The following is a 21,756-nucleotide window of genomic DNA, read 5'->3' on the forward strand; positions in this document are numbered from 1 at the left end:
ACACAATCATGGTTTACAACCGATTATTTGACGTAGATAGCTGGAAGCTGACAACACACACTCTACATAGCACACACATGCGATTACAGGAAAGCATAACGTCCATAGGCAACGGTTATATGGGCATGCGCGGCAATTTTGAAGAAGCTTATTCAGGTGATCATCATCAGGGAACTTATATCTCCGGTGTATGGTTCCCCGACAAAACAAAGGTCGGCTGGTGGAAAAACGGCTATCCTGAATATTTTGGCAAGGTCATCAATGCCATGAACTTCATCGGCATCAGTCTGATCGTAAACCAAGAGGAAGTAGACTTATTTACGGCACACATCAGCGATTTTGTGCAGGAATTGGACATGAAACAGGGCATCCTGCGACGCACCTGCACCGTGAACGACCAGGTTCGTATCACTACGGAGCGTTTTCTGAGCCTCACCACTCGTGAGCTATGCCTGATTGATTACCAAGCAACGAATATAAGCGAGCAGCCTCTAACCATAGAGCTTGTCCCCTATTTGGACGGCAATACGAAGAATGAAGACACGAACTATGATGAGGTTTTTTGGTTGGAGGAGGCCCGAGAGGTTCAAGAACAATTCATCAGCCTGTCCACAACAACTATAGATAATCCCTTCGGTATTCCGCGCTTTACCGTAAACGCTACCATGGGTATTGTGACCGAGGGACAGGAGCAGCAGACGACGGAAGAGAGCTTTTTGTACGCTGCACGCCACTATCAATACAGCGTCGCTCCGGGCGACAGTATCCAGCTGCAAAAGATTGTGGCTGTTACCACCTCACGGGATATGGAAAAGGATGCACTGATTCCACAAGCTGAACGCATCGCCGTGGAGGCTGTGAACAAAGGCTACACTTCGCTCAAGCAGGAGCATGTCGCAGCTTGGGCCAGACGTTGGGACAAAGCCGATGTAGAAATCGAGGGAGATACAGAGGCCCAACAGGGAATACGCTTTAACATTTTTCAGCTGTTCTCTACGTACTACGGCGAAGATGCCCGTCTGAACATTGGTCCCAAAGGCTTTACAGGTGAAAAATATGGCGGTGCCACCTATTGGGACACAGAAGCATATGCCGTACCTATGTACCTGGCGCTCGCAGACCCGGATGTAACCCGAAATCTGCTGCTTTACCGTCACCAACAACTAGAGGGTGCCAAGCATAACGCAGCCCAGCAAGGGCTACGGGGTGCACTATACCCTATGGTCACTTTTACAGGTGTGGAATGCCATAACGAATGGGAGATTACCTTCGAGGAGATTCACCGTAATGGAGCCATCGCGTATGCCATTTACAACTACACCAACTATACGGGCGACCTGAGCTATTTACGGGAATATGGAATAGATGTACTGGTCGAAATTAGCCGCTTCTGGGCCGACCGGGTTCACTTTTCCAAAAGCCAGCAGCAGTATATGATCCACGGGGTTACCGGGCCGAACGAATACGAAAATAACGTCAATAACAACTGGTATACCAACACGCTGGCTGCATGGGTTCTGAAATATACATTATCGGTCTTACCTCAAATTTCAGCAGAAAAATCGGAGCATCTAGCAGTTACGGCTGATGAGCTTGCACATTGGCAGGATATCATCACTCACATGTATTATCCCTATGATGAGGAGCGGGAAGTCTTCGTACAGCACGATACCTTTATGGATAAGGATTTGCAGCCTGTATCCTCCCTTGATCCCAGCAACCTTCCACTAAATCAGAAATGGTCATGGGATAAAATCCTTCGTTCCTGCTTCATTAAGCAGGCAGATGTGCTGCAAGGGCTGTATTTCTTTGGAGACCAGTTCACGCTGGAGGAAAAAGCACGCAATTTTGCATTTTACGAGCCAATGACTGTTCATGAATCCAGTCTGTCCCCGTCCATTCACGCCGTGCTGGCTGCCGAACTCAAAATGGAGGAAAAGGCAGTCGAGATGTATAAGCGGACGGCCCGTCTGGATCTGGATAACTACAATAACGATACCGAAGACGGACTTCATATCACTTCCATGACAGGAAGCTGGCTGGCGATTGTACAGGGTTTTGCCGGGATGAGAACGTATCGTGAAACATTAAGCTTCTCCCCCTTCCTGCCACAGGGCTGGAACAAATATACGTTTAAAATCAACTATCGCGGTCGCTTGTTAAGTATTCTCGTACAGGAAAATGAAGTAATCATTACCCTGTTGGACGGAGAACCGCTGACGCTGGAGCTGTATGGAGAGCCAACGCACATTACCAGTGGGCAGTCGTTAATGACGAACAGCGTTTCATAAATCGGGCAGACAGGGGGAAACCAAATGAAAGCAGTCATTTTTGATCTGGACGGAGTCATTACAGATACCGCAGAATATCATTTTCAGGCATGGGGCAGCTTGGCGGCAGCGCTGAGCATCCCTTTTGATCGGGAATTTAATGAACAGTTAAAAGGAATCAGCCGTACGGAATCGCTCGACAAAATACTGGCGCGCGGTAACCTGTCCGATAAGTTTTCAGAAGAAGGCAAGCAAGAACTGGCCACACGGAAAAATACGGAGTATCAGCGGCTCATCTCAGCTGTAACGCCCTCGGACATTCTTCCAGGCATTAAAGCGCTACTGACAGAACTTCGTGAAGCCCGAATCGGCATCGCGCTGGCCTCTGCAAGCAAAAATGCAACGTTTATCCTGGAGCGGCTGGAGCTAGCCTACTATTTTGACAGTGTGGTGGATGTTACCGCCATTCGGCATGGCAAGCCTGACCCGGAAATTTTCCTCACCGGAGCCGCAAATCTAGGCGTTCAGCCTGCCGAATGTATCGGTATAGAGGACGCACAGGCTGGCATACAGGCGATCAAGGGTGCCGGGATGTTTGCGGTCGGTGTAGGAACACCTTCGCAAATGCAAGGTGCGGATATCGTGGTAGCCACTACTGCCGAGCTTTCTCTGAGCATGTTGGAGTCACATTTTATCAGAGGATGAAAAAGCAAAAAAAGATTATAAGGATCATAAAGACCGACTCTTAATGAATCGGTCTTTTTTGTCTGCTCCAAAAACCAGATGAGATCCGCCGCTAGGTCACCGTCTATTTTCTGTCTGTAAAGGTATACTTCTTTTTAACAAACAATTAATGGTTGCTTGGTGAAGATGAATAGCAAATATCATTTTTCTTCAGTAGCATCACTATATTGGAGTTTAATTGACAAAAGTGTGTCAGTAGCTATTTGTATATTTCTTCAGAAATAATATCGCCTGTTAAAAATTGATTGGTAATGTTGTAATAGCCCGTCAGGCTAACTGCATCGGGATTAATTTGTAAATCAACTTGCCAGATTTCAACTCCATTTTTGATGGAATTTTGAACGGTTTGCATAACATAACCGCTGTGTTTCCCAGAATTCCCAACTTTGAATCCATTGTTTTCATAAACTAAACAAACAATCAAAATCGCACGTTCATTTATAGATAAACTTCCACTGAGTTCACCCATGTGCTTGATAAAACGTTCAAAAGAATTAAATTCAGCGTTTTTTTTGATTACAATATGATCGCCCATCTCGACATGTAAAGTGGTTAATGGCGTTTTGACCTCTACATAAGTTTGATCCACCAGAAAATCCAGTTTTGAATTACCAAGCTTCGTTTCCCGGATGACTGTCTGGAAATCGCCAATCATATCTTTAAATTGACCACTTGTGATGAAATGTTCGATATACCGATTGGCCGCATTTTGGTTAATCCCAATCCATGACTTCGATTCAACGGATGGTAGATCCAGTGAAATGGCTTCAATGGTGAACTGTGTTTTTCTTTTAGGGTCATTACTACGCGAAACAAGACATGGGATATCATGAAAGACAATGTTTCCTATACTGCCTGTAGCAGGACAATGGCAATCGTGTAGCTCCCCATCCAGTTCAACCATCATAACAAATCGATTTTTCTTTTTTCGAATTACACCCTCAAGAAGAGGAGAAGCAAAATGAAAATGACTGCTTATATTCTCCATTACAGTTAAGCTCCTTCATTTCAGCGATTTTGGATCGTCTACAGAAACCACATGGAACTGTGTACCCCTCATAAAACTATACTGCTCGTCTCCTGACAACAGTGTGTCAGGAGGGTGATGGTAGGACGTATTTTCCGGCGGTGAGGACTGCACTATTGTTACCTTTGATGTTCAATACCGTTTTAATTATCTTTCCGTTTAAAAAGCGCGGGGCAATAATAATCTAGGATGACAACCGGGAATCATTACTTTCTATAGACCAAATTCTGATGGAGAGAACACTACTGACATACAAGTGTCAGTAGTGTTTTTTTATAGTGATTAAAAATAATCAGGTTTATAAATACAACTGAAACACAGGAGGGATGGAAATTGAATAAAACCGAACGGCAATTAGCGATTTTATTGGAGCTACAGCGTAGGAAGGTTCTAAAGGGAGAAGAACTAGCGGAGAAGTTAGAAACCAGTGTACGTACGATTTATCGAGACATTCAGGCTCTTAGTGAATCTGGCGTTCCGATTATCGGTGCACCTGGACACGGCTACTCTTTAATTGAAGGGTATTTCCTACCCCCGATTAGCTTTACGGTGGAGGAAGCGGTCTCCCTTTTACTTGGAGCCGAATTCATTGAACAGCGATTTGATAATCAATATAGTCAAAGTGCTCAGTCCTCTCGGGGAAAAATTGAAGTGATCTTACCTGACCCCATTCGTCATGAAACTGATCGAATCCGCAGTGGTATTCGTTTTCGACTTCAATCTGAAGACCCTGAATTAGGTGAAAGGGAAAAATCCAATATAAAAACGATTCGTATTGCCATGATGGAGGGAAAGAAAATACATTTCAAATATACGAAGCGAATATCGGAATCGGAGAATAGTCGTGAAACGATACGAACAGCCGCACCTTTAGGATTAGTTCTTGTGCAAGGAGGGTGGCTGCTTGTGGCTCAGTGTGATCTCAGAGGAGAGCATCGACATTTTAAAATATCTCGCATGAGTGATGTGAGTACAATGATCGAAAGTTTCGAATTACCTCGGGACTTCAATTTGCATACGTATCGTCCGGCAGATGATCGACATGTAACCATTCGAACCGTATTTAAGCCCGAGGTTGCAGATAAAGTCGATGAATCAAAAATATATTTTATGGAACATGCTGAGCTTCTTCCGAGTGGCTATTATGTAGACTTCCGTGTTCGATATGCTGAGGAATTATTGCATTGGATTTTGAGCTGGGGATCTAATGTTAAAGTATTGAAACCTGAATCCTTTCGAAGTCGTGTCAAAAAAGAAGTGGAAAGTATGTTGAAGAACTACTGACAAACTGTTGTCAGTAGAAGGCTTGTATATTGTAATTATTCCAACTGAAAGCGAGGTATTCAACATGAATACAAATGAAAACAACAATGCACTGGTGATCGCAAAAGCTTATTTTGAAGCGATGGCAAATAAAGATATCGAAAAGCTGATGACGCTGGTTTCGGACAAAGTCACTACGACCTCTCCCTTAGGTAACCTTGAAGGTAGAGAATCATTCCAAAATTTTGCAGAAGGATTTGCCCGGATGATTAACAAACTAACACTCATTACAGCATTTGGAGATAATAAGGAGGCTGTGATCGTATATCATTCCAACACTATTCCAGTTCCGGATGCAACGGTTGCCGAATACATCGTCGTAGAGGATAACAAGATTTCCTCCGTTCAAGTGATCTACGATGGAACACCTTTTGCTGCTTACGCTGCAACTCAATCCAAACACTAAACCATTGGATCTATATAAATAATAAGCTTTGATACTTGAAAGGAAGAACCTACTGTGAACCAAAATAATACATCTAATTTTGAGAACGCGGAAGAAGTTATTGAGAAAATATTGCGTGAACGACATGCTACCAAAGAGTATAAAACAAACGTAATCATCCCAGAAGAAACGTTGAATGAAATTTTTGAACTTGCCGCGACAGCTCCTTCAGCCTGGAATCTTCAACACTGGCGCTTTCTGGTTATCCAGAATCAAGAACAAAAAGATCGAATCAAACCGATCGCCTTTGGACAGCAACAGATTTCAGATGCTTCTGCTGTTGTTGTCATTCTCGGTGATCTTGAGGCAAACCGAACTGGCAGAGAAATGTATAACCGTCTTTATGAGTCAGAATTCATCTCGGAAGCAGTGCGAGACATCTTGTTATCCCAAATCGAAAGAGGCTATCAAAGCCCTCAATTCGCTAGGGATGAAGCAAACAAAAATGCTGCTCTCGCAGCTATGCAACTCATGTTAGCTGCCAAGTCGAAAGGCTACGATAGTGGTCCAATAGGTGGATTTAATCCTGCAGGACTGCCTGAAGCTCTGAATATTCCTGGGCGGTTTGTCCCTGTCATGATTGTCACTCTTGGTGTAGCCGCAACCCCTGCACGTTCAACAACACGTTTCTCCCTTAATGAATTAGTTATTCATGAATCCTTTTAAGTATTCGTGACAAAGAACCATCTGTCTCAAGATGGTTCTTTTTAGTTCATTCTGCAAGAAGGTTGGAGAAAAAGTGATCTAGTGGCGCGAAGACAAGAAGGCAACCAGCCTAATAACCTATTACAACAAAAAAACGAATACCAAGGCTGGTTACATCTTCGAGCTTATCCCCGCATCCTCACGCAGCCACTGAAGCACATCTCGCTGGTTATCTGGTGAGACACCGTGATCCGTCGGATATGTTTTGAATGTGGAGTGAGAAGTCCTGGTCTGGAAATATGCCGCCGTCTCATGGCCGATGCTCACTGGAAATACAGAATCGTATTCGCCGTGGGAAATAAATACGGACACGTCCTCTATGCTTTGCAGCGCGTATTCTGTTTTCACAAAATCAGGTACATAGCCGTTCAACGCTACAATCCCCTTCAACTGATTGCCCAGGGTAAGCGCAAGTGACATCGACAAAATCGCTCCCTGACTGAAGCCGAGGAAATACCGTTTCTCAGGATCAACCGGATATTTATCTGTGGCATACTGTACGAACGCCTGAAGCTGTTCAATAGACCGATCAAACTGCTCACGCAGCGGATTACCCAGACTTTTCAGCTCATAATATTGGAATCCTCCACTCATGGGAAGGTCTCCACGAATGCCGATGATAATAAATTCCTCTGACAACGGCCCTACAACTCCGAACATATCCTGCTCATTGGACCCTTTCCCATGCAGTGTAAAAATGGTTGGATATTTACGGTTGGGATCAAGCTGGCTGGGCAGGTGAATATCATAGCTATATAAAGACGACATATTATTTCCCCCTCTTAACAATAAGTTTATTGCATACCTCCACGGATACAGTTCACTACAAACCATTCCTATACAAAATCATTAACACTAAAATATTAGTAATATTTATTTTATATTTATAATAGAAATGTACTCTTCAAAAGGAAACATGTCAACCCGTATGAAAACTTTCCAACTGCTCCCTCCACTCAATTTATATTCGTGAACTGATATAATGGAAGAGTTAAGCTACTACCCGATCAACTATTCTCTCTTAGGAGACTAATGCATATGAAACCAACCTATCTTATGGATGATATACAGTGGCAACAGCTTATTCAAAATGTGGCTGACCATTTTAATGACGTGACGATCAAACGAGGTTTCCAGTATTTTAAGCAAGGAAAGGTAAAAGAGTTCGCAATGCCTGATGCCGATCATATTGCAGCTGTCGTGGATGGAAGCGAGCTATACGAGGTGGATCTCCACTTAAGCGCTTTTGCTGCCAGCAGATGTACGTGCCCTGTCCACACCAACTGCAAGCATATGATCGCCGTACTACTGAATTACGCGAATGAACAGGAACGTTCTGTACATGCTTTAGTGAACGCTCATTCGGCGGGATTCACTCGATTGGCGGCAAAAGCTGACACGGGTACTGTACCTCCTTCCCGGTCGAACCTTTCACCGGATCACAAGGAAACAACAAGAAACGCTCTCAGTAAAACAGCAAGCAAGATACCGGACATGCCCATTTCAGAGTGGCATGATCTGTTCGATCAGTGTATCGCCCTTAACCGTGTGAACACACAAAATTCCCAATATGTCCAAAGCGCTTTAGCCTCGATCTATGCTGTGAAGCCACCGCTTTCACCCGGCATGCAACAGCTATACGGACTGCATGCTCATCTGCGTGTGCTGGAAAAGCTGGTGCCTCAGTCTCCCATGCCGGGCTATCCCTCTCATACCTATATGGGGTATTACACGCAAATTGCTGCCGATGAGCTTAAAGAAGCTATCGAGCGTGATTTTGAGAGTCCACTGGAGCTGACCGATGAACCGATGCAAGAAGCCCGTATGGCAGAAACCTTAGCCTATTTACGCCGAAAAATGCTGACAGAATCGCGTAACGGTACTTATTTTTCAGACGCGTATTATCAGTTTTGGCTGCGCTGGGGGCACAGGGGGCATCACGAAAGGCAGGACTCCAGCATATATACGGAGGAATTACAGCATTTACAGGCGGCTGAAGAGGAGCTCGGCACAACTTTAGCACGGCTTCCGTGGATGTTGGCTCGCAGTTGGATGCATATTTTCCAATCGCACGATAATGAAGCCTGGGCACTGCTTCAGGAGGCGGAACGAGCTTTTCCACTAAAAATTTCTTCCAGTCAGTTGCTTTTGTTCTTACAGGCGTTGCGTAAAGCCGAGGATTGGGCACGTCTCAAGGACGGACTGCGACATATCGGCCCCCTGCTTCACAGTCATCGGGATGACCATTTACAAGATTATATACATGATTGGGATCTGGTTTTGCGGCACCTTCCAGAAGCGGAGCAGGACATGTGGGACACGCTGGTGGGTATGCTTCCATTTGCCGGGGGAATGTATGAAGAGGCGCTGCTTGCTCACGAAAAATGGCGGTCATGGATCGACTATCAGCTAAGCATACGCAGTGAACCTTTGAGTTTTCGGGTGAGTGTGTTGCAGCCCATTGAAAAGAACGCGCCTGAGTTACTACTCCCCTTTTACCATCAAGCGGTAGAACGTTATGTGTTGGAAAAAAACAGAGCCAGCTATAAAGCAGCAGTCAAGCTGTTAAAGCGACTGTTCAAGCTGTACAAGAAAATGAAGCAGGAATCACGCTGGGAGCTGTTCTTTACGACCTTCACCAGCCGTCATAGCCGCCTGCGGGCGCTACAGGAGGAATTACGGAAAGGGAAATTGTTATCATGAATCAATATACCGAAACGATTACCGTCCATATCCAATTAACTACCTATGGAGACGCGCTGATCTATGGCGATTCCTCCATGAACTATAGCATTTCCGGCCAAATTCTGAAGCAGCGTTTGTTTGCTTGGCATGAGGCCTCGTTTTATGGCACCGAGCTGGAGATTCAACATGTTCAAGACACGGATATTATCCTGCTACCCTCGGAGCAGGTGATTCCTTTTCTGGCAGAGCGCGAGCTTCTGAAGCATATTGAATGGATCTGGGACGAGGCCAATGCCCCGTGGCTCCGGCTGATCCCTTTACTTGCTCACTGTATTGAGGCGAAAGCATATGTGCCCAGCTTCACAGCGTTCCAGGCGGGGAAGCTGCAATGGAAGTGGGATGCGGAAGCACTGGAAAACATCCAACCGGCAGAGCTTGCTTTGCTCGACCGCTTGGAGAAGGACGAGCAGGAAGGGCTGATAGCGGCGTTCTCGGCTGCCGTATTTCAGCGCTGGTACGGCACCGAAGCGGAAGCCGCCGATTTGCGAAGAGAATATCCGATTCTCTTCGCCCCCAATCGCCCGGCGGCGGGTCTGGACGCGCGGGCCTGGCTCATCGCCATCGGCTGGAAAGCCGATACCGCGCCATTTCGGCCACTTCTGCAACTGCTAGAGCCAGAGCTGGAGGACGACGAGCCGTCCTGGCAGCTCAAGCTTGTGTTGCAGGACAAGCAAGACCCGGCGTTGCTGGTGTCTGTACAGCTCGCCGATGATGGGTACGCATCCGGCTCATGGCCCGATGCCTGGACAGCACATGTCCGTGAGCGCTCTGCCGGGTGGCTAGAACGTTTGACCTCGATTTTGCCCGCCGGGCAGCGTGCCGGAAGCCGCGATGACGTGCTGAATCGCCCGCTCTCCGACGAAGCGGCGTGGCAATTCCTGACGACCGACAGCCAGCGTCTGCTGGAAAGCGGTTGGCAGGTGCTGCTCCCGGCTTGGTGGGAGGCAGCTACCCGCAAGAAGCCAAAGCTGCGGGCCAAGGTACGCCCGGGCGAAGGGGCGGGAGAGCGCACGAAGGGTAGCTCGCTGTTCGGACTGGACTCGATTGTCCAGTTCGATTGGCGTGTTGCCATCGGTGATGCCGATCTCAGCGAGTCGGAATTCGCCGAGCTGGTCGCTCGCAACGAGCGCTTGGTGCGCTTCCGCGGGCAATGGATCGCGCTCGACCCCGCGTTGCTGGTGCAGATCCGCCGGGCCATGGCCGGGATCGACAGTGCTCAGGGATTGTCCTTTCAGGACATCCTGCAGCTACACCTGCTCGGCAACGCCGACGAGCCTGAAGGCGACGCCTCGGGCGAGCAGCCGGAGGATGCGGCACGCTTCCGACTGGAAGTCGAGCTGAATGCCCATCTGCTGAAGCTGATCAGCCAGCTCGGACGGCAGTCGGAATGGCCTGCATTGGACGTGCCGGACGGGCTGCAAGCCGAGCTGCGGACGTATCAGCGGGACGGGTATGCATGGCTTGCTTTTTTACGTCGCTTTGGACTGGGTGCCTGTCTGGCCGATGATATGGGACTCGGTAAAACAGTGCAGTTTATTACTTATTTACTGCACCTACAGGATATTGCCGCCGAGACGGGCGTCCGCTCCAGTTCGCTGCTGATTTGCCCGACTTCGGTGCTGGGCAACTGGCAGAAGGAACTCAGCCGCTTCGCCCCTTCATTGAAGGTGATGCTGCACTATGGAAGCAAGCGGGAGCAGGGAGACTTGTTCCGCGAAGAAGTCGAGCAGGCCGATGTCATCCTGACCTCCTTCGCTACGGCAACCCTGGATCAAGAGCTGCTACAAAGCATGACCTGGGATTCAGTCTGCCTGGATGAAGCGCAGAACATTAAAAATGCGCAAACCAAGCAATCCACAGCCGTGCGCAGCTTTCCTGCACGTCATCGGATTGCGTTGACTGGGACACCTATTGAAAATCGGTTATCCGAGCTATGGTCCATTTATGATTTTATCAATCCAGGTTATCTGGGCAGCTCACGCGCCTTTAGCAATCGCTTCATTAATGCTATTGAGAAGGAACATAACGAGCAGCGCACGTTAGATTTGCAAAAGCTGGTTCAGCCCTTCATGCTGCGGCGCAAGAAGAAGGACCCTGCTATACAGCTTGATTTGCCTGACAAGAATGAGATGAAAACCTACATTCATCTGACCTCTGAGCAGGGCGCGCTCTATGACCAGATTGTCAAAGAGTTGATGGAACGGATGCAGAAGCTGGAAGGGATTGAACGGAAAGGAGCCATTTTATCCGCCCTTACCCAGTTGAAGCAGCTTTGTGACCATCCTGCCCTCTTAACCAAGGAGGCGCTCCCAGATAGCGCGGCTTCCGGTTATAGTCAGTCCGATCTTGAAGCGGTCATTAGCCGTTCATCCAAGCTGGAGCGCATTCTGGCTATGGTCAAGGAACTGCGGGAGGAGGGCGAGCGCTGCCTTATTTTTACACAGTATATTGGTATGGGACAAATGCTCCAGCGGGTACTCGCTCAGGAGCTGCAAGAGCCCGTGCTCTATCTGAACGGCAGCACATCCAAAACTGCGCGTGACCGAATGATTGATCAATTCCAATCTCACACGCTCCCCCCTGCCGAGCAGCCATCCGTGTTTATTTTGTCGCTCAAAGCCGGGGGGGTGGGTCTGAATCTGACGGCCGCCAACCACGTCTTTCACTTTGATCGCTGGTGGAACCCAGCTGTTGAAAATCAGGCCACAGACCGCGCCTACCGGATGGGGCAAACGAAGGATGTACAGGTGCACAAATTTATCTCGCTGGGCACGCTTGAGGAACGCATTGATGAAATGCTGGAGAGCAAGCAGCAGCTTAGCGACCAAATCATAACCAGTACCGAGGGCTGGATTACTGAGCTGTCTACAGACGCGTTAAAAGACCTCTTTACGCTACGACGCGATTGGGCATAAGGAGGTCCAAAATCGAACTATAATGTACATGGAATGCCATTTTGAGTTCGATATATACCTATTTTTAAGAAGTCGTAGTTTATAACACAGTCCAAAACTCCTTTGTTTGCATTTACTATCTCATCACAACAAAGGAGTTGATTTGAAGTGGCCATTCGTCCTCCACAAACATTGAAATCTACGGGCAGGAAGGTTCCTGTTACGAGATATCGCAATGTGAGTCCAACACAAACCCTGCGCCGATTTACGGTCATCTGGGCTAACACAAACGGTGTTCCTTTTAACACAACTGGATTTTTTGCTATACTCCGGCGTCTAGATGGAAGCTTTGTGCAAGCTGCAGGCTTCGATGGTTTTGGTACTGCCCGATTCAGCAGAGTCCGTACACCTACGAACCAGGCTTTTATTCTGCGTACCTTTAGAGACGATGGAACGCTATTCCGGGTTAGAACCGTACCTGCTGGCGTGTCCTCGTTTGTCGTTATTGGTTAAGTTCGTACCGAACGCAGCCTTAACGTAGGTAACCAAAAAAGCAGCCAGAAACAGAGCATATCTGTCCTGGCTGCTTTTTTATATGGCCTACCTATTCGGAATCTTCTTCCACTATTGCATTTTTCGTAACGGACGTATTGTACACCGTTTTGAGCCAGCTTTCACTCGACCAGTTCAGCTTGCCTGCACCCGCTCCATCCTTGGCCTGCAATTGAGCAACCAGGTTAGCAGGGTCTTCGGCAGTATAGCTGTATGGCAACGTTGTGAATCCATTCCACGAGAAGCTCTTGGCCTTCGCAGGATAAGGGGCTAATGGGCTATTCGCTTCTTCGCTGCCTCCTCTGAATACGGTACCGTTGTCGGAGAAGATGACGTCTTCAGCCTTGATTTTTCCTGTGTAGTCATCTTTTTTAGGATCTTTTTGATTATTACGCACTGGAGAAAACACATCAATTAAATAAGACTTTTCTAGCAACACCGCACCGTTTTCTGTTGAAATCGCACCGTTACCCACGACGTCAAAATGGTATCCTTTTGCGGCAATTGCTTTAGCCATGTCAGAAGTGATTCTTTTTTTGGCTCTGGCCAATCCAGCATCGTCCATAACGATGTTATATGCATGAGCATTACCAGCACGCAGACGAGGCATACGATCCTGAATATCCAGGTAGTAATTATGATGCAGCGTTACCTCTAGGTCTGCATTGTCGGAAGCCATTTCCGTAGCACCAATCAGATGAGCCTTCTTTTGTCCTGCTGCAATATCAATGATATCTTCTTTACTCATGCCTACTGCACTGCTTCTCAGATAAGCGTACATAGGATAGGAAGACTTGTCTGCTTCCATCGCGTTGACTTGTTGGGTTACCCAGCTGTTGGAGCTGCGGTCATCTCCTTTGAACAAAGACCAAGAAATCGTAACTCCGTTACTACCTTTTTTCACATCTACCAGACCATCATAGGCTTTGTTAAATGTGCAATGGTCAATCCATACCTTGGAACTTGTACCTTCGATGGTAACATAATCCCAGTCATTCTTATCATAGTTCCCTTTGGTTGCTTCATCCCACTCCCAAAGTTCATCAAATTCGAGGTTACGGAAAATCAAATTGGAGCTTCTTTTGATAACAAAGCCGGCATGTTTGATTTTCGCACCATTGGCAGAGAAAATCGTAACCCCATTCATATTTTCGATATAGACTTTGCTCACACCTGTCTTTTTCAGAACAGGATGCGTCTGTACAGGGTTGTTGGCACTAAAAGGCATTACTTTGGCAGCACTAGGAATTTCATTCCAACCGAGATCAAGATCGTTCATAATCTCAATCACTTTGACTTTGCTGCCTTTCTTCAGTGCTTCGTTGAGATCTACAGCGTTATAAACTTTTTTGTAGTTGGCATCTGTATCCACAATATTGCCACCACCTGTATTACCATACGAAAAGCCAGTCAAATTATAGTTATTTTTGGAGGTTGCGTTATGATCCACTCCAGGAGTCGGTTTCTCTGTACCTGGTGTTGGGTTCACAGGCGGTGTTCCTGGATCTACCTCAGAAGAAGCACCGGATACAATCACATTATCGAATTGGGCAGCTGTTTTAGAAGTTACCAAACCAATGGCTCCAGCAGTGAGGCTGGTGTCTGTTGCGGACAGCTCCAGTTGATCATTGACATACATTTTGATTTCCGAACCGGATAGTTCCAGCTTGACTCTGTACCATGTATTCGTGTCCAGTTTGTATTTTTTATTGGTAGCCAGTGTCTTCATAGAGCCTTTGACTTTTTTTCGAATCTCAAGAGCTCCGTCTTTCTTGTTGTACAACGATGCTGCATAGAAGTTGTTGGAATCTGTGTATCTACCTGCAACGTAGACTCGATTAGAGCCATTAAAATCATTTACATATACATCTGCTTGCACGCTATAGTTCGTCCATGAGGCATTACCTTTGACGGAATGGCTTTCGCTTCGACTAGATTGTTGGTATGTAGAACCATTCCCATCCTTGACCACAGACCAGTTCCCCGAACCTGCGGTCCAGCCTTGAGCTTCTCCTTGCTCAAAATCGTCACTTATCTGTAAATTTCCATCTGCATGTGCATGACCTAGCAACGGTAATGATAAAGACAGTACCAACGTACTGCTTAACATTACACTTGCACATTTTTTTAACAAACTCGACTTCATATAACAATCCCCTTCTTGATTAGATTCATGAATACTAAAGCAACGGTTGCACCGTTCATCAGACATGACATGTCCAAACGGTATATAACGTACTGATGAAGGGAATAATATCCCAACACCAATGAGGGGCCCCAAGCGCTATACTCCAATAATTATAGGCTTTTAAATAAATATTAAAATATGTCTAATTACTTATCTTTTGTCTTAATTTTTCTATTAATTTTGCATCCTGTTTCGTGAACACGTCAAATGATGTTTCATAAAATCACAAAAAACGATATTTTTTTATTTTTGAATAAGACATACAGTTGTCATGTTGAGAATGGTACATATAAAGGAGTGAGTATCATCCATATCATTTAAAGGAGCGATTAGATGTCCAGCTACGACTACGCTTCCAAATTGGAGTTAAAAGAAGCCATTCATGCCTCCTACTTACGATTTGACGGTGAGTTCCAGGAGATCGACGAGAGCCAAAAGGATATTCGTATCCCCGAAGTAGATAAAACACCCGCAGAAATGATCGCCTACCAGCTCGGATGGCTTCATCTTGTCATGACATGGGACAGAGACGAACGGGAAGGAAAAACCGTCATCATGCCCGCTCCCAATTATAAATGGAATAGACTAGGCGAACTATATCAATCATTTTACAAGACCTATTCCCACCAATCTTTACGTGAATTACGCGATATGTTCAAGTTGACTGAGCAAAAGTGGCTGGATTGGATCGACACACTTAGCCATGAAGAGCTCTTCACTCAAGGCGTTCACAACTGGACGGGTACTAACCCGAACTGGCCCATGGCAAGATGGATTCACATCAACTCGGTGGCACCGTTTAAAACATTCAGAGCCAGGATACGGAAATGGAAGAAATACAAAGTTCAACAGTGATGAAAAAAAGTGTGCATTGTGCTACAATACTTGAGTTGTATCGGGATACATTTAGGGAAGGGTAAGTGAAACGCCATGCTTATTATTGGTATTGCCGGCGGTACAGGTTCCGGTAAATCGACGGTAGCACGCGCCGTCGTTGAGCGTCTGGGATCTAATAAAGTGACTTTCATATCTCAGGATAACTATTATAAAGACCATTCACATCTGAGTTATGATGAACGTGCTTTGGTCAATTATGATCATCCGTTTGCCTTTGACAACGAATTGCTTATTGAGCATCTCCAATGTCTGAAAAAAGGACAAGCGACACAAGCACCAGTGTATGACTTTACGGTTCATGCACGCTCCACGGACGAGACGGTAGAGCTTCTTCCAAATCACATCGTTATGTTGGAGGGTCTGCATGTGCTGTCAGACGAAAAGCTCCGCAGCCTGCTTGACATCAAAGTATTTGTGGATACTGACCCTGATGTGCGCATTCTCCGTCGGGTTCTTCGCGATATTGAGGAAAGAGGCCGCACCATCCATTCGATTCACGATCACTATTTGACTACGGTTAAGCCGATGCATGAGGCATTTATTGAGCCTTCCAAGAAATACGCTGACCTGATCCTTCCTGAGGGAGGACACAATGAGGTTGGTATTCAACTGCTGTCTATTTTGACTGAAAAATATTTGGCAGGAGATCGGACATGGGGTACTGTATAAGGTAATCCTGGTCGTTTAGGCTGTCGAGATTTTCTCGGCTGCCTTTTTTGTTGTTTTATATGCCATTTGGACTAAATTATTTTGGAATCCCCGTGTGGTTTATGTTAGCATGTAAAGATTAAATGCTTTAGATTTAAGCCAAGTTGGAAGCGTTGTCAAATATGTGCCTCAGATGATATGACGTCCACGTGATGGGGGTCTTTTTTGAATCAGGATTTTTGCAAAATCCTCGAATAGGTATAATTACGGAGAGTGCTGCCATGAATGAGCTATGCAACATTTTGATTGTCGATGATGAGATATTGGTACGGCAAGGGATTAAACACCATTTATCGTGGGAACAGTATGGATTTCGAATTGTAGGTGAGGCTTCTAACGGGAAAGAAGCATTGGAGCTGATTGAAACCTTGCGCCCTCATATTGTCATTACAGATATCGTAATGCCGATCATGGATGGCGAGGAGCTGACGCGCATAGTCAGACAGAACTATCCAGATATCGAAGTCATCGTGCTTAGCAGTTACGGTGAATTTAATTACGTGCGATCCACCTTTCAGCAAGGGGTTGCTGACTATATTTTAAAGCCCAAGCTGGACACGGATGAGTTGCTCCAAGTACTCCAGAGAACCGCTCGCAAAATTCCATCCATTCAATATCAGGCAGATGCTAATAATAGTCAAATTACAATAGATCATGTGATCGAAAAGCTGATCTCCGGGTATAGCATGGACTATGACGCTGAGTTGCTGAAGCAAGCATTTCCTTATAGCCGTTTTGCGCTCATAGGCGTGGAACAGTCAGCACCGCAGAATAAAGGACGCTCTATCTCTGCCTCGGACCTATTTTCCAAGCTATCAGATCAAGTGTCCTCTGCCTGTGAGCACATCGTACTGCGACAACTGCCGTCCGATGTCTATGCGGCTGTGTTTTTAGCCAATCTTGATCCTCGTGAAGTAGACGCCTGGATGGCTGCGATTAGGGAAGTTGCTCAGGAGACAAAGCGGGTCGATCCACAGACAGGCTGGGCAGTTAGCCATTTATTTGATGACTTCAATCAGATTAGTGACGTCTATCAGGATGAACTGCCAAAACTGCTGAGTTACCGCTTTTATTTCCCAGGAACAGCGCTGCTAATAGAAGACGAACTCCCTCCGCCTGTACAGGTGAACAGCTCGTTCAACTTAAAACAGTTTACAGAAGAGATGAAGCGTGAGCATTTTGATACAGCTTTTCAGGATTTGAGATCCTATGTAGCCGCCATGTCCGGCAACTATACCTCTACCGCTTTTGAATTCAAATCGCTTCTCGGAAATATCGTGTTCAACATTACGATTTTGCTTGGGAATCAGGGGTATGATATGAAGGAGCTGGATGCGGCGAAATATTCCTATTTCAAAACAATTAATGATGCCCCTCATGTACATGAAGCCGTGCGCCTTCTGGAGACTTTTTTGGAGGAAGCGAACAGACAGATCATGGCTAAAACGCAGCAAGGAAGTAGCGCAAGCATGAAAAAACTGCTGGAGTATATTGAGGAGCATCATGCTGAAACACTCAATTTGACGACACTTGGGCAATATTTTCATTTTAACCCTTCCTACTTGTCCAGTTATTTTACAGCACACCATACAGAGGGTTTTAGCGAGTATCTAAACAAAATTCGGGTCGAAAAAGCCGCGGAGTTACTACGGTCGGGAACGATGTCCATTTCGGATATTAGCAGCACGGTAGGCTATTCGGACCCCAGCTATTTTACCAAAGTGTTCAAAAAAGTGAAGGGCTACTCGCCCAGTCAGTACCGCCGGGAGCATCTCTATTAGAGAGTAAGCCACATCTGCCAGCAGAAAAGAGATTGATTATGAAAAGGTATATCCATAAGATCAAATATCAAGGTCTGTTCTTCAAAATCTTTATTGTTATGGTGGTCAGCATCACTGCGGTGTCCTTGCTGACCTCTTTGGTGACGATTCGGATGTCTGAACGACTTTTTGCTGAGACATTCAGTATTACAAATGCCAAGGTACTCAGCCAGATTCAATCCAGCTTTGAATCCTTCAATGATTCTATCGTGAATGCCGTAACCCATGCTTCGGAAAATGGAACGGTCAAAAACTATCTGACTGGCGGTCAATCTGACTCGATTAACTCGGCAAGAATTTACTTCGGAATGGCACAGCAAATGAAGCAAATTAAATCGAACGTCGATGCCTATGATGTCGGTGTCGCTGTAACAGGTCTGAACGGCCGGAGCTTTTACTCTGACTCGTCCTATTGGCCTGTAACTGCGGAAGAGCTTAAAAGCAATGCTATTACAGCCCGAAGTGTAGCACGACCGGCACAGCTTATGTATCAGTTGGATACTGAATTATTTCAGCAACAAATGAATAATACCGCGCAAAAGCCAACACCCTATATTATCGCCTCCAAACCATTTATGGAGCGGACCAGCGGCACCCTGTACGGCATGATCTACATCGCTATCCGGGAACCTGAATTTCGCCGTTTCTACAACAATTTCACAAGCAATGGCAATGATGTGCTTATTTTGGACAAGTCGGGACTGATTGTATCAAGCAACCGCCAGGACCTGATCGGACAACGCTCCAGTGAGCTGCTAGGCTATGCCACAAAAATCAATGAACAGGGACTTAACTACATTAATGCAGAAGTGATGAATAAGGAGAGTATCCTCCTTTCCAACTATATCCCTTCATTTGATTTTTATCTGGTGAACATGATCGACAGACAAGCGGCGATTGGGCAAATTATTGACGTTAAATCCGTTGTATGGATCTGCATTGCCATCGTACTGATTGCTTTGGTGATCGTTTTTCTCATATCCCGTCGACTGATTCGTTCCCTGACTCGACTGGTGAAGCAAATGTCGACCATACGCGAGAAAAATTTTGATAATTATATCCCGGTAACGGGCAGCTATGAGGTTAGACAATTAAGTCATGCTTACAACTACATGCTGGATGAATTAAATGACTATATCCGTAAGCTTTTAGAGACGCAAAAGGGTCAACGGAACGCAGAGCTTGCTGCACTACAACGGCAGATCAATCCGCATTTTCTGTACAATACACTGGCTTCGATCAAAATGCTGGTGCTCAAAGGAAATAAGGAAACAGCCGCCGAGACGATCAATGCACTCATTTCCTTACTGCAAAATACAATCAGCAATGTGAGTGAAACGATCACCATTGAGCAGGAAATGGCCAACATGCAAAATTATGTGTTCATTAACCATGTGCGCTACGGGCAGCGGGTACAAGTGAATTATTTTGTATCACCCGATTGTCTGGAGTACCATGTGCCCAAGCTCATCATTCAGCCTTTTATCGAAAACTCTTTTTTCCATGCGTTTAATGAAAAAAACGTAGGGCACATCTATATATTGGTGTCCAAAACGGAGGATACATTGATCTGTGAGGTGGTCGATGATGGAGACGGTATGGATTTGGACGGGCATACGGCGCAAGACGGACTTCCGAATCCCAAGAGCAAGCGCCAACTGTTCACAGGCATCGGCATCCAGAATGTGCACAACCGCATTACCCTTTTATACGGAGAAGAATATGGCGTGACCATCTCCAGTAAAAAAGGCGAGGGCACCAAAGTCAGAATGACACTGCCATTGATTTTGAAATCAAACGACAACGACTCCACTAAATAAATCTATACACTGAGCTTCAACCTAAAAAAAGTACCTAAATCAAAATAAAACACAAATGTAAGCGGTACCTTTTTTGATAAATCATAATAATAAGACCAATCCGTATAAAGATATTCCTAACACCGACAAAGTATGGATGGTACACTAGATTTATAAATAAGGTAACCGCTTTCATTTAAGAGGTTTAGAACTAGCAAGCAACATATAAAAAAAGAGTAGGGGTTGAACAAAATGAAAAAAATGACTTTCCTTCTGCTGATTGCAAGCTTGATCTTGCTATCCGCATGCTCCAGCAATTCCGAGAAAGCAGCGACTACCACAGATTCAGGCAAAAAAGAAATCACCGTCTGGGCTTGGGACCCGAACTTTAATATCGCAGCCCTGAAGCTGGCAAAAGATCGCTACGTTGCCAAACATCCAGATGTAACCGTAAACATTGTTGAATATGCTCAAAACGATATCGTACAAAAAATGAATGCCGGTCTTAACTCCGGTTCTACCAAAGGACTGCCGAACGTGGTTCTGATCGAGGATTATCGGGCACAGAACTTCCTGCAAGCCTATCCCGATTCTTTCCATGATATGAGCAGCACGATCAAAGCAACCGACTTCGCTGATTATAAAATCGGACCGACTAGCTACAACGGCAAGCAGTATGGTGTTCCATTCGACTCCGGTGTTATGGGACTGTATGTAAGAACGGATTATCTGGAACAAGCCGGCTACAAAGTAGCGGACCTGACTAATATTGATTGGGACAAATTTATTGAAATTGGTAAAGCCGTAAAACAAAAAACAGGCAAAGAAATGCTGACTCAAGATCCAAATGACCTCGGTCTGATCCGTGGTATGATCCAAACTGCAGGTTCATGGTACCTGAAAGAAGACGGTAAAACACCAAACCTGGCTGGTAATCCAGCTCTGAAAGAAGCGCTCTTGACGTACAAATCCTTGTTCGACGCTAACATTGTTAAAATGAATGCCGACTGGAGTCAGTTCCTGGCCGCATTCAACAGCGGTGCAGTTGCTTCCGTACCTACAGGTAACTGGATTACACCTTCGATCAAAGCAGAAGCTTCGCAATCGGGTAAATGGGCCGTTGTTCCTTTCCCTAAGCTGAAAAATATACCTGAATCCGTGAATGCTTCCAGCCTCGGCGGCAGCTCCTGGTATGTCCTTAACTCGGACGGTCAAGATACCGCTGCTGATTTCCTGAAAGAGACATTCGGAACAGATCAAGAGCTGTATCAAGATATGCTGAGCAAAATTGGAATTGTCGGTTCATTGAACGCAGCTTCCAGCGGTAAAGCTTATGACGTGGAAGATCCGTACTTCGGAGGCGACAAAGTATACAAGAAATTTGCAGAATGGACTAAGCAAGTTCCAAAAGTCAATTATGGCCTGCACACGTATGCCATTGAGGATATCATGACCGTTGAAATTCAAAACTATCTGAACGGAAAAGATGTAGACGCAGTTCTGAAAGATGCTCAAGGACAGGCGGAAGCACAGCTTAAATAAGACAGTCCATCTAGCCAAGGCTAAACAATAAAACGATAAGCACTTAAAACCTTGGGCTTGCGAGTTCAAGGTTTTATTGCTGCACAGGGAGTTGACA

At 45.8% G+C, this 21,756-nt stretch carries 16 protein-coding genes and 1 pseudogene; 14 read left to right on the forward strand and 3 right to left on the reverse strand.

The window, feature by feature from the left end; all coding sequences use genetic code 11:
- The first annotated feature begins 8 nt into the window (after positions 1 to 8).
- Positions 9 to 2,291 (forward strand): glycoside hydrolase family 65 protein, encoded by a 2,283-nt coding sequence (locus MHB54_RS11660; protein ID WP_071559477.1) that lies wholly within the window; start codon positions 9 to 11, stop codon positions 2,289 to 2,291.
- A 24-nt stretch (positions 2,292 to 2,315) separates the two neighbouring features.
- Positions 2,316 to 2,975: a beta-phosphoglucomutase gene (gene pgmB, locus MHB54_RS11665; protein WP_028541913.1), complete on the forward strand. Its 660-nt coding sequence runs from the start codon at positions 2,316 to 2,318 to the stop codon at positions 2,973 to 2,975.
- 238 nt (positions 2,976 to 3,213) lie between these two features.
- Here the strand turns inward: pgmB and MHB54_RS11670 are convergent, their stop codons facing one another.
- Positions 3,214 to 4,002 carry a DNA/RNA nuclease SfsA gene (locus tag MHB54_RS11670; protein WP_023986550.1) on the reverse strand — a complete coding sequence of 263 codons (789 nt, stop codon included), beginning with the start codon at positions 4,000 to 4,002 and terminating at the stop codon, positions 3,214 to 3,216.
- Between the two features lie 137 nt (positions 4,003 to 4,139).
- On the opposite strand from MHB54_RS11670, the pseudogene MHB54_RS11675 reads away from it, so the two are divergent.
- From MHB54_RS11675 to MHB54_RS11690, 4 genes and pseudogenes are all read left to right on the forward strand, one after another.
- Positions 4,140 to 4,217 (forward strand): annotated as a pseudogene (locus MHB54_RS11675) (hypothetical protein); the annotation flags it as partial.
- 157 nt (positions 4,218 to 4,374) lie between these two features.
- On the forward strand, positions 4,375 to 5,325 hold the full coding sequence (locus MHB54_RS11680) for a helix-turn-helix transcriptional regulator (RefSeq protein ID WP_028541912.1): 951 nt from the start codon (positions 4,375 to 4,377) through the stop codon (positions 5,323 to 5,325).
- A 64-nt stretch (positions 5,326 to 5,389) separates the two neighbouring features.
- Positions 5,390 to 5,770, forward strand: coding sequence for a nuclear transport factor 2 family protein (locus tag MHB54_RS11685; protein WP_028541911.1), 381 nt, complete (start codon positions 5,390 to 5,392; stop codon positions 5,768 to 5,770).
- A 54-nt stretch (positions 5,771 to 5,824) separates the two neighbouring features.
- The gene (locus MHB54_RS11690) at positions 5,825 to 6,475 is read left to right on the forward strand and encodes a nitroreductase family protein (RefSeq protein ID WP_264454287.1); all 651 of its coding nucleotides are present in this window, start codon (positions 5,825 to 5,827) and stop codon (positions 6,473 to 6,475) included.
- Positions 6,476 to 6,625: 150 nt separating this feature from the next.
- On the opposite strand, the gene MHB54_RS11695 is transcribed toward MHB54_RS11690, so the two are convergent.
- Positions 6,626 to 7,282, reverse strand: a complete 657-nt coding sequence (locus MHB54_RS11695) for an alpha/beta hydrolase (RefSeq protein WP_068938356.1) — start codon at positions 7,280 to 7,282, stop codon at positions 6,626 to 6,628.
- A gap of 270 nt (positions 7,283 to 7,552) precedes the next feature.
- On the opposite strand from MHB54_RS11695, the gene MHB54_RS11700 reads away from it, so the two are divergent.
- From MHB54_RS11700 to MHB54_RS11710, 3 genes are all read left to right on the forward strand, one after another.
- Positions 7,553 to 9,217, forward strand: a complete 1,665-nt coding sequence (locus MHB54_RS11700; protein ID WP_264454288.1) for an SWIM zinc finger family protein — start codon at positions 7,553 to 7,555, stop codon at positions 9,215 to 9,217.
- Positions 9,214 to 12,174: a DEAD/DEAH box helicase gene (locus MHB54_RS11705; protein ID WP_340981611.1), complete on the forward strand. Its 2,961-nt coding sequence runs from the start codon at positions 9,214 to 9,216 to the stop codon at positions 12,172 to 12,174. Before MHB54_RS11700 ends, MHB54_RS11705 begins: the two co-directional genes overlap by 4 nt.
- 147 nt (positions 12,175 to 12,321) lie before the next feature.
- Entirely contained in the window at positions 12,322 to 12,666 is a 345-nt protein-coding gene (locus tag MHB54_RS11710; RefSeq protein WP_023986544.1) for a hypothetical protein, read from the forward strand.
- A 91-nt stretch (positions 12,667 to 12,757) separates the two neighbouring features.
- Here the strand turns inward: MHB54_RS11710 and MHB54_RS11715 are convergent, their stop codons facing one another.
- Complete coding sequence (locus tag MHB54_RS11715) at positions 12,758 to 14,851, reverse strand: pectate lyase family protein (protein WP_264454290.1); 2,094 nt, start codon at positions 14,849 to 14,851, stop codon at positions 12,758 to 12,760.
- Between the two features lie 375 nt (positions 14,852 to 15,226).
- On the opposite strand from MHB54_RS11715, the gene MHB54_RS11720 reads away from it, so the two are divergent.
- The 5 genes from MHB54_RS11720 (at position 15,227) to MHB54_RS11740 (ending at position 21,659) form a co-directional block, all read left to right on the forward strand.
- Complete coding sequence (locus MHB54_RS11720; RefSeq protein ID WP_071639122.1) at positions 15,227 to 15,748, forward strand: ClbS/DfsB family four-helix bundle protein; 522 nt, start codon at positions 15,227 to 15,229, stop codon at positions 15,746 to 15,748.
- Positions 15,749 to 15,823: 75 nt separating this feature from the next.
- On the forward strand, positions 15,824 to 16,459 hold the full coding sequence (gene udk / locus MHB54_RS11725; RefSeq protein ID WP_013308305.1) for a uridine kinase: 636 nt from the start codon (positions 15,824 to 15,826) through the stop codon (positions 16,457 to 16,459).
- 260 nt (positions 16,460 to 16,719) lie between these two features.
- Positions 16,720 to 18,279, forward strand: coding sequence for a response regulator transcription factor (locus MHB54_RS11730; protein WP_069081020.1), 1,560 nt, complete (start codon positions 16,720 to 16,722; stop codon positions 18,277 to 18,279).
- Positions 18,280 to 18,317: 38 nt separating this feature from the next.
- Positions 18,318 to 20,138, forward strand: coding sequence for a cache domain-containing sensor histidine kinase (locus MHB54_RS11735; protein WP_264454291.1), 1,821 nt, complete (start codon positions 18,318 to 18,320; stop codon positions 20,136 to 20,138).
- 231 nt (positions 20,139 to 20,369) lie between these two features.
- Complete coding sequence (locus tag MHB54_RS11740; protein WP_023986539.1) at positions 20,370 to 21,659, forward strand: ABC transporter substrate-binding protein; 1,290 nt, start codon at positions 20,370 to 20,372, stop codon at positions 21,657 to 21,659.
- The last annotated feature ends 97 nt before the right edge of the window (positions 21,660 to 21,756 follow it).

This window comes from Paenibacillus sp. FSL M7-0802 (assembly GCF_038004945.1).
GTDB classification, from domain to species: domain Bacteria; phylum Bacillota; class Bacilli; order Paenibacillales; family Paenibacillaceae; genus Paenibacillus; species Paenibacillus polymyxa_B.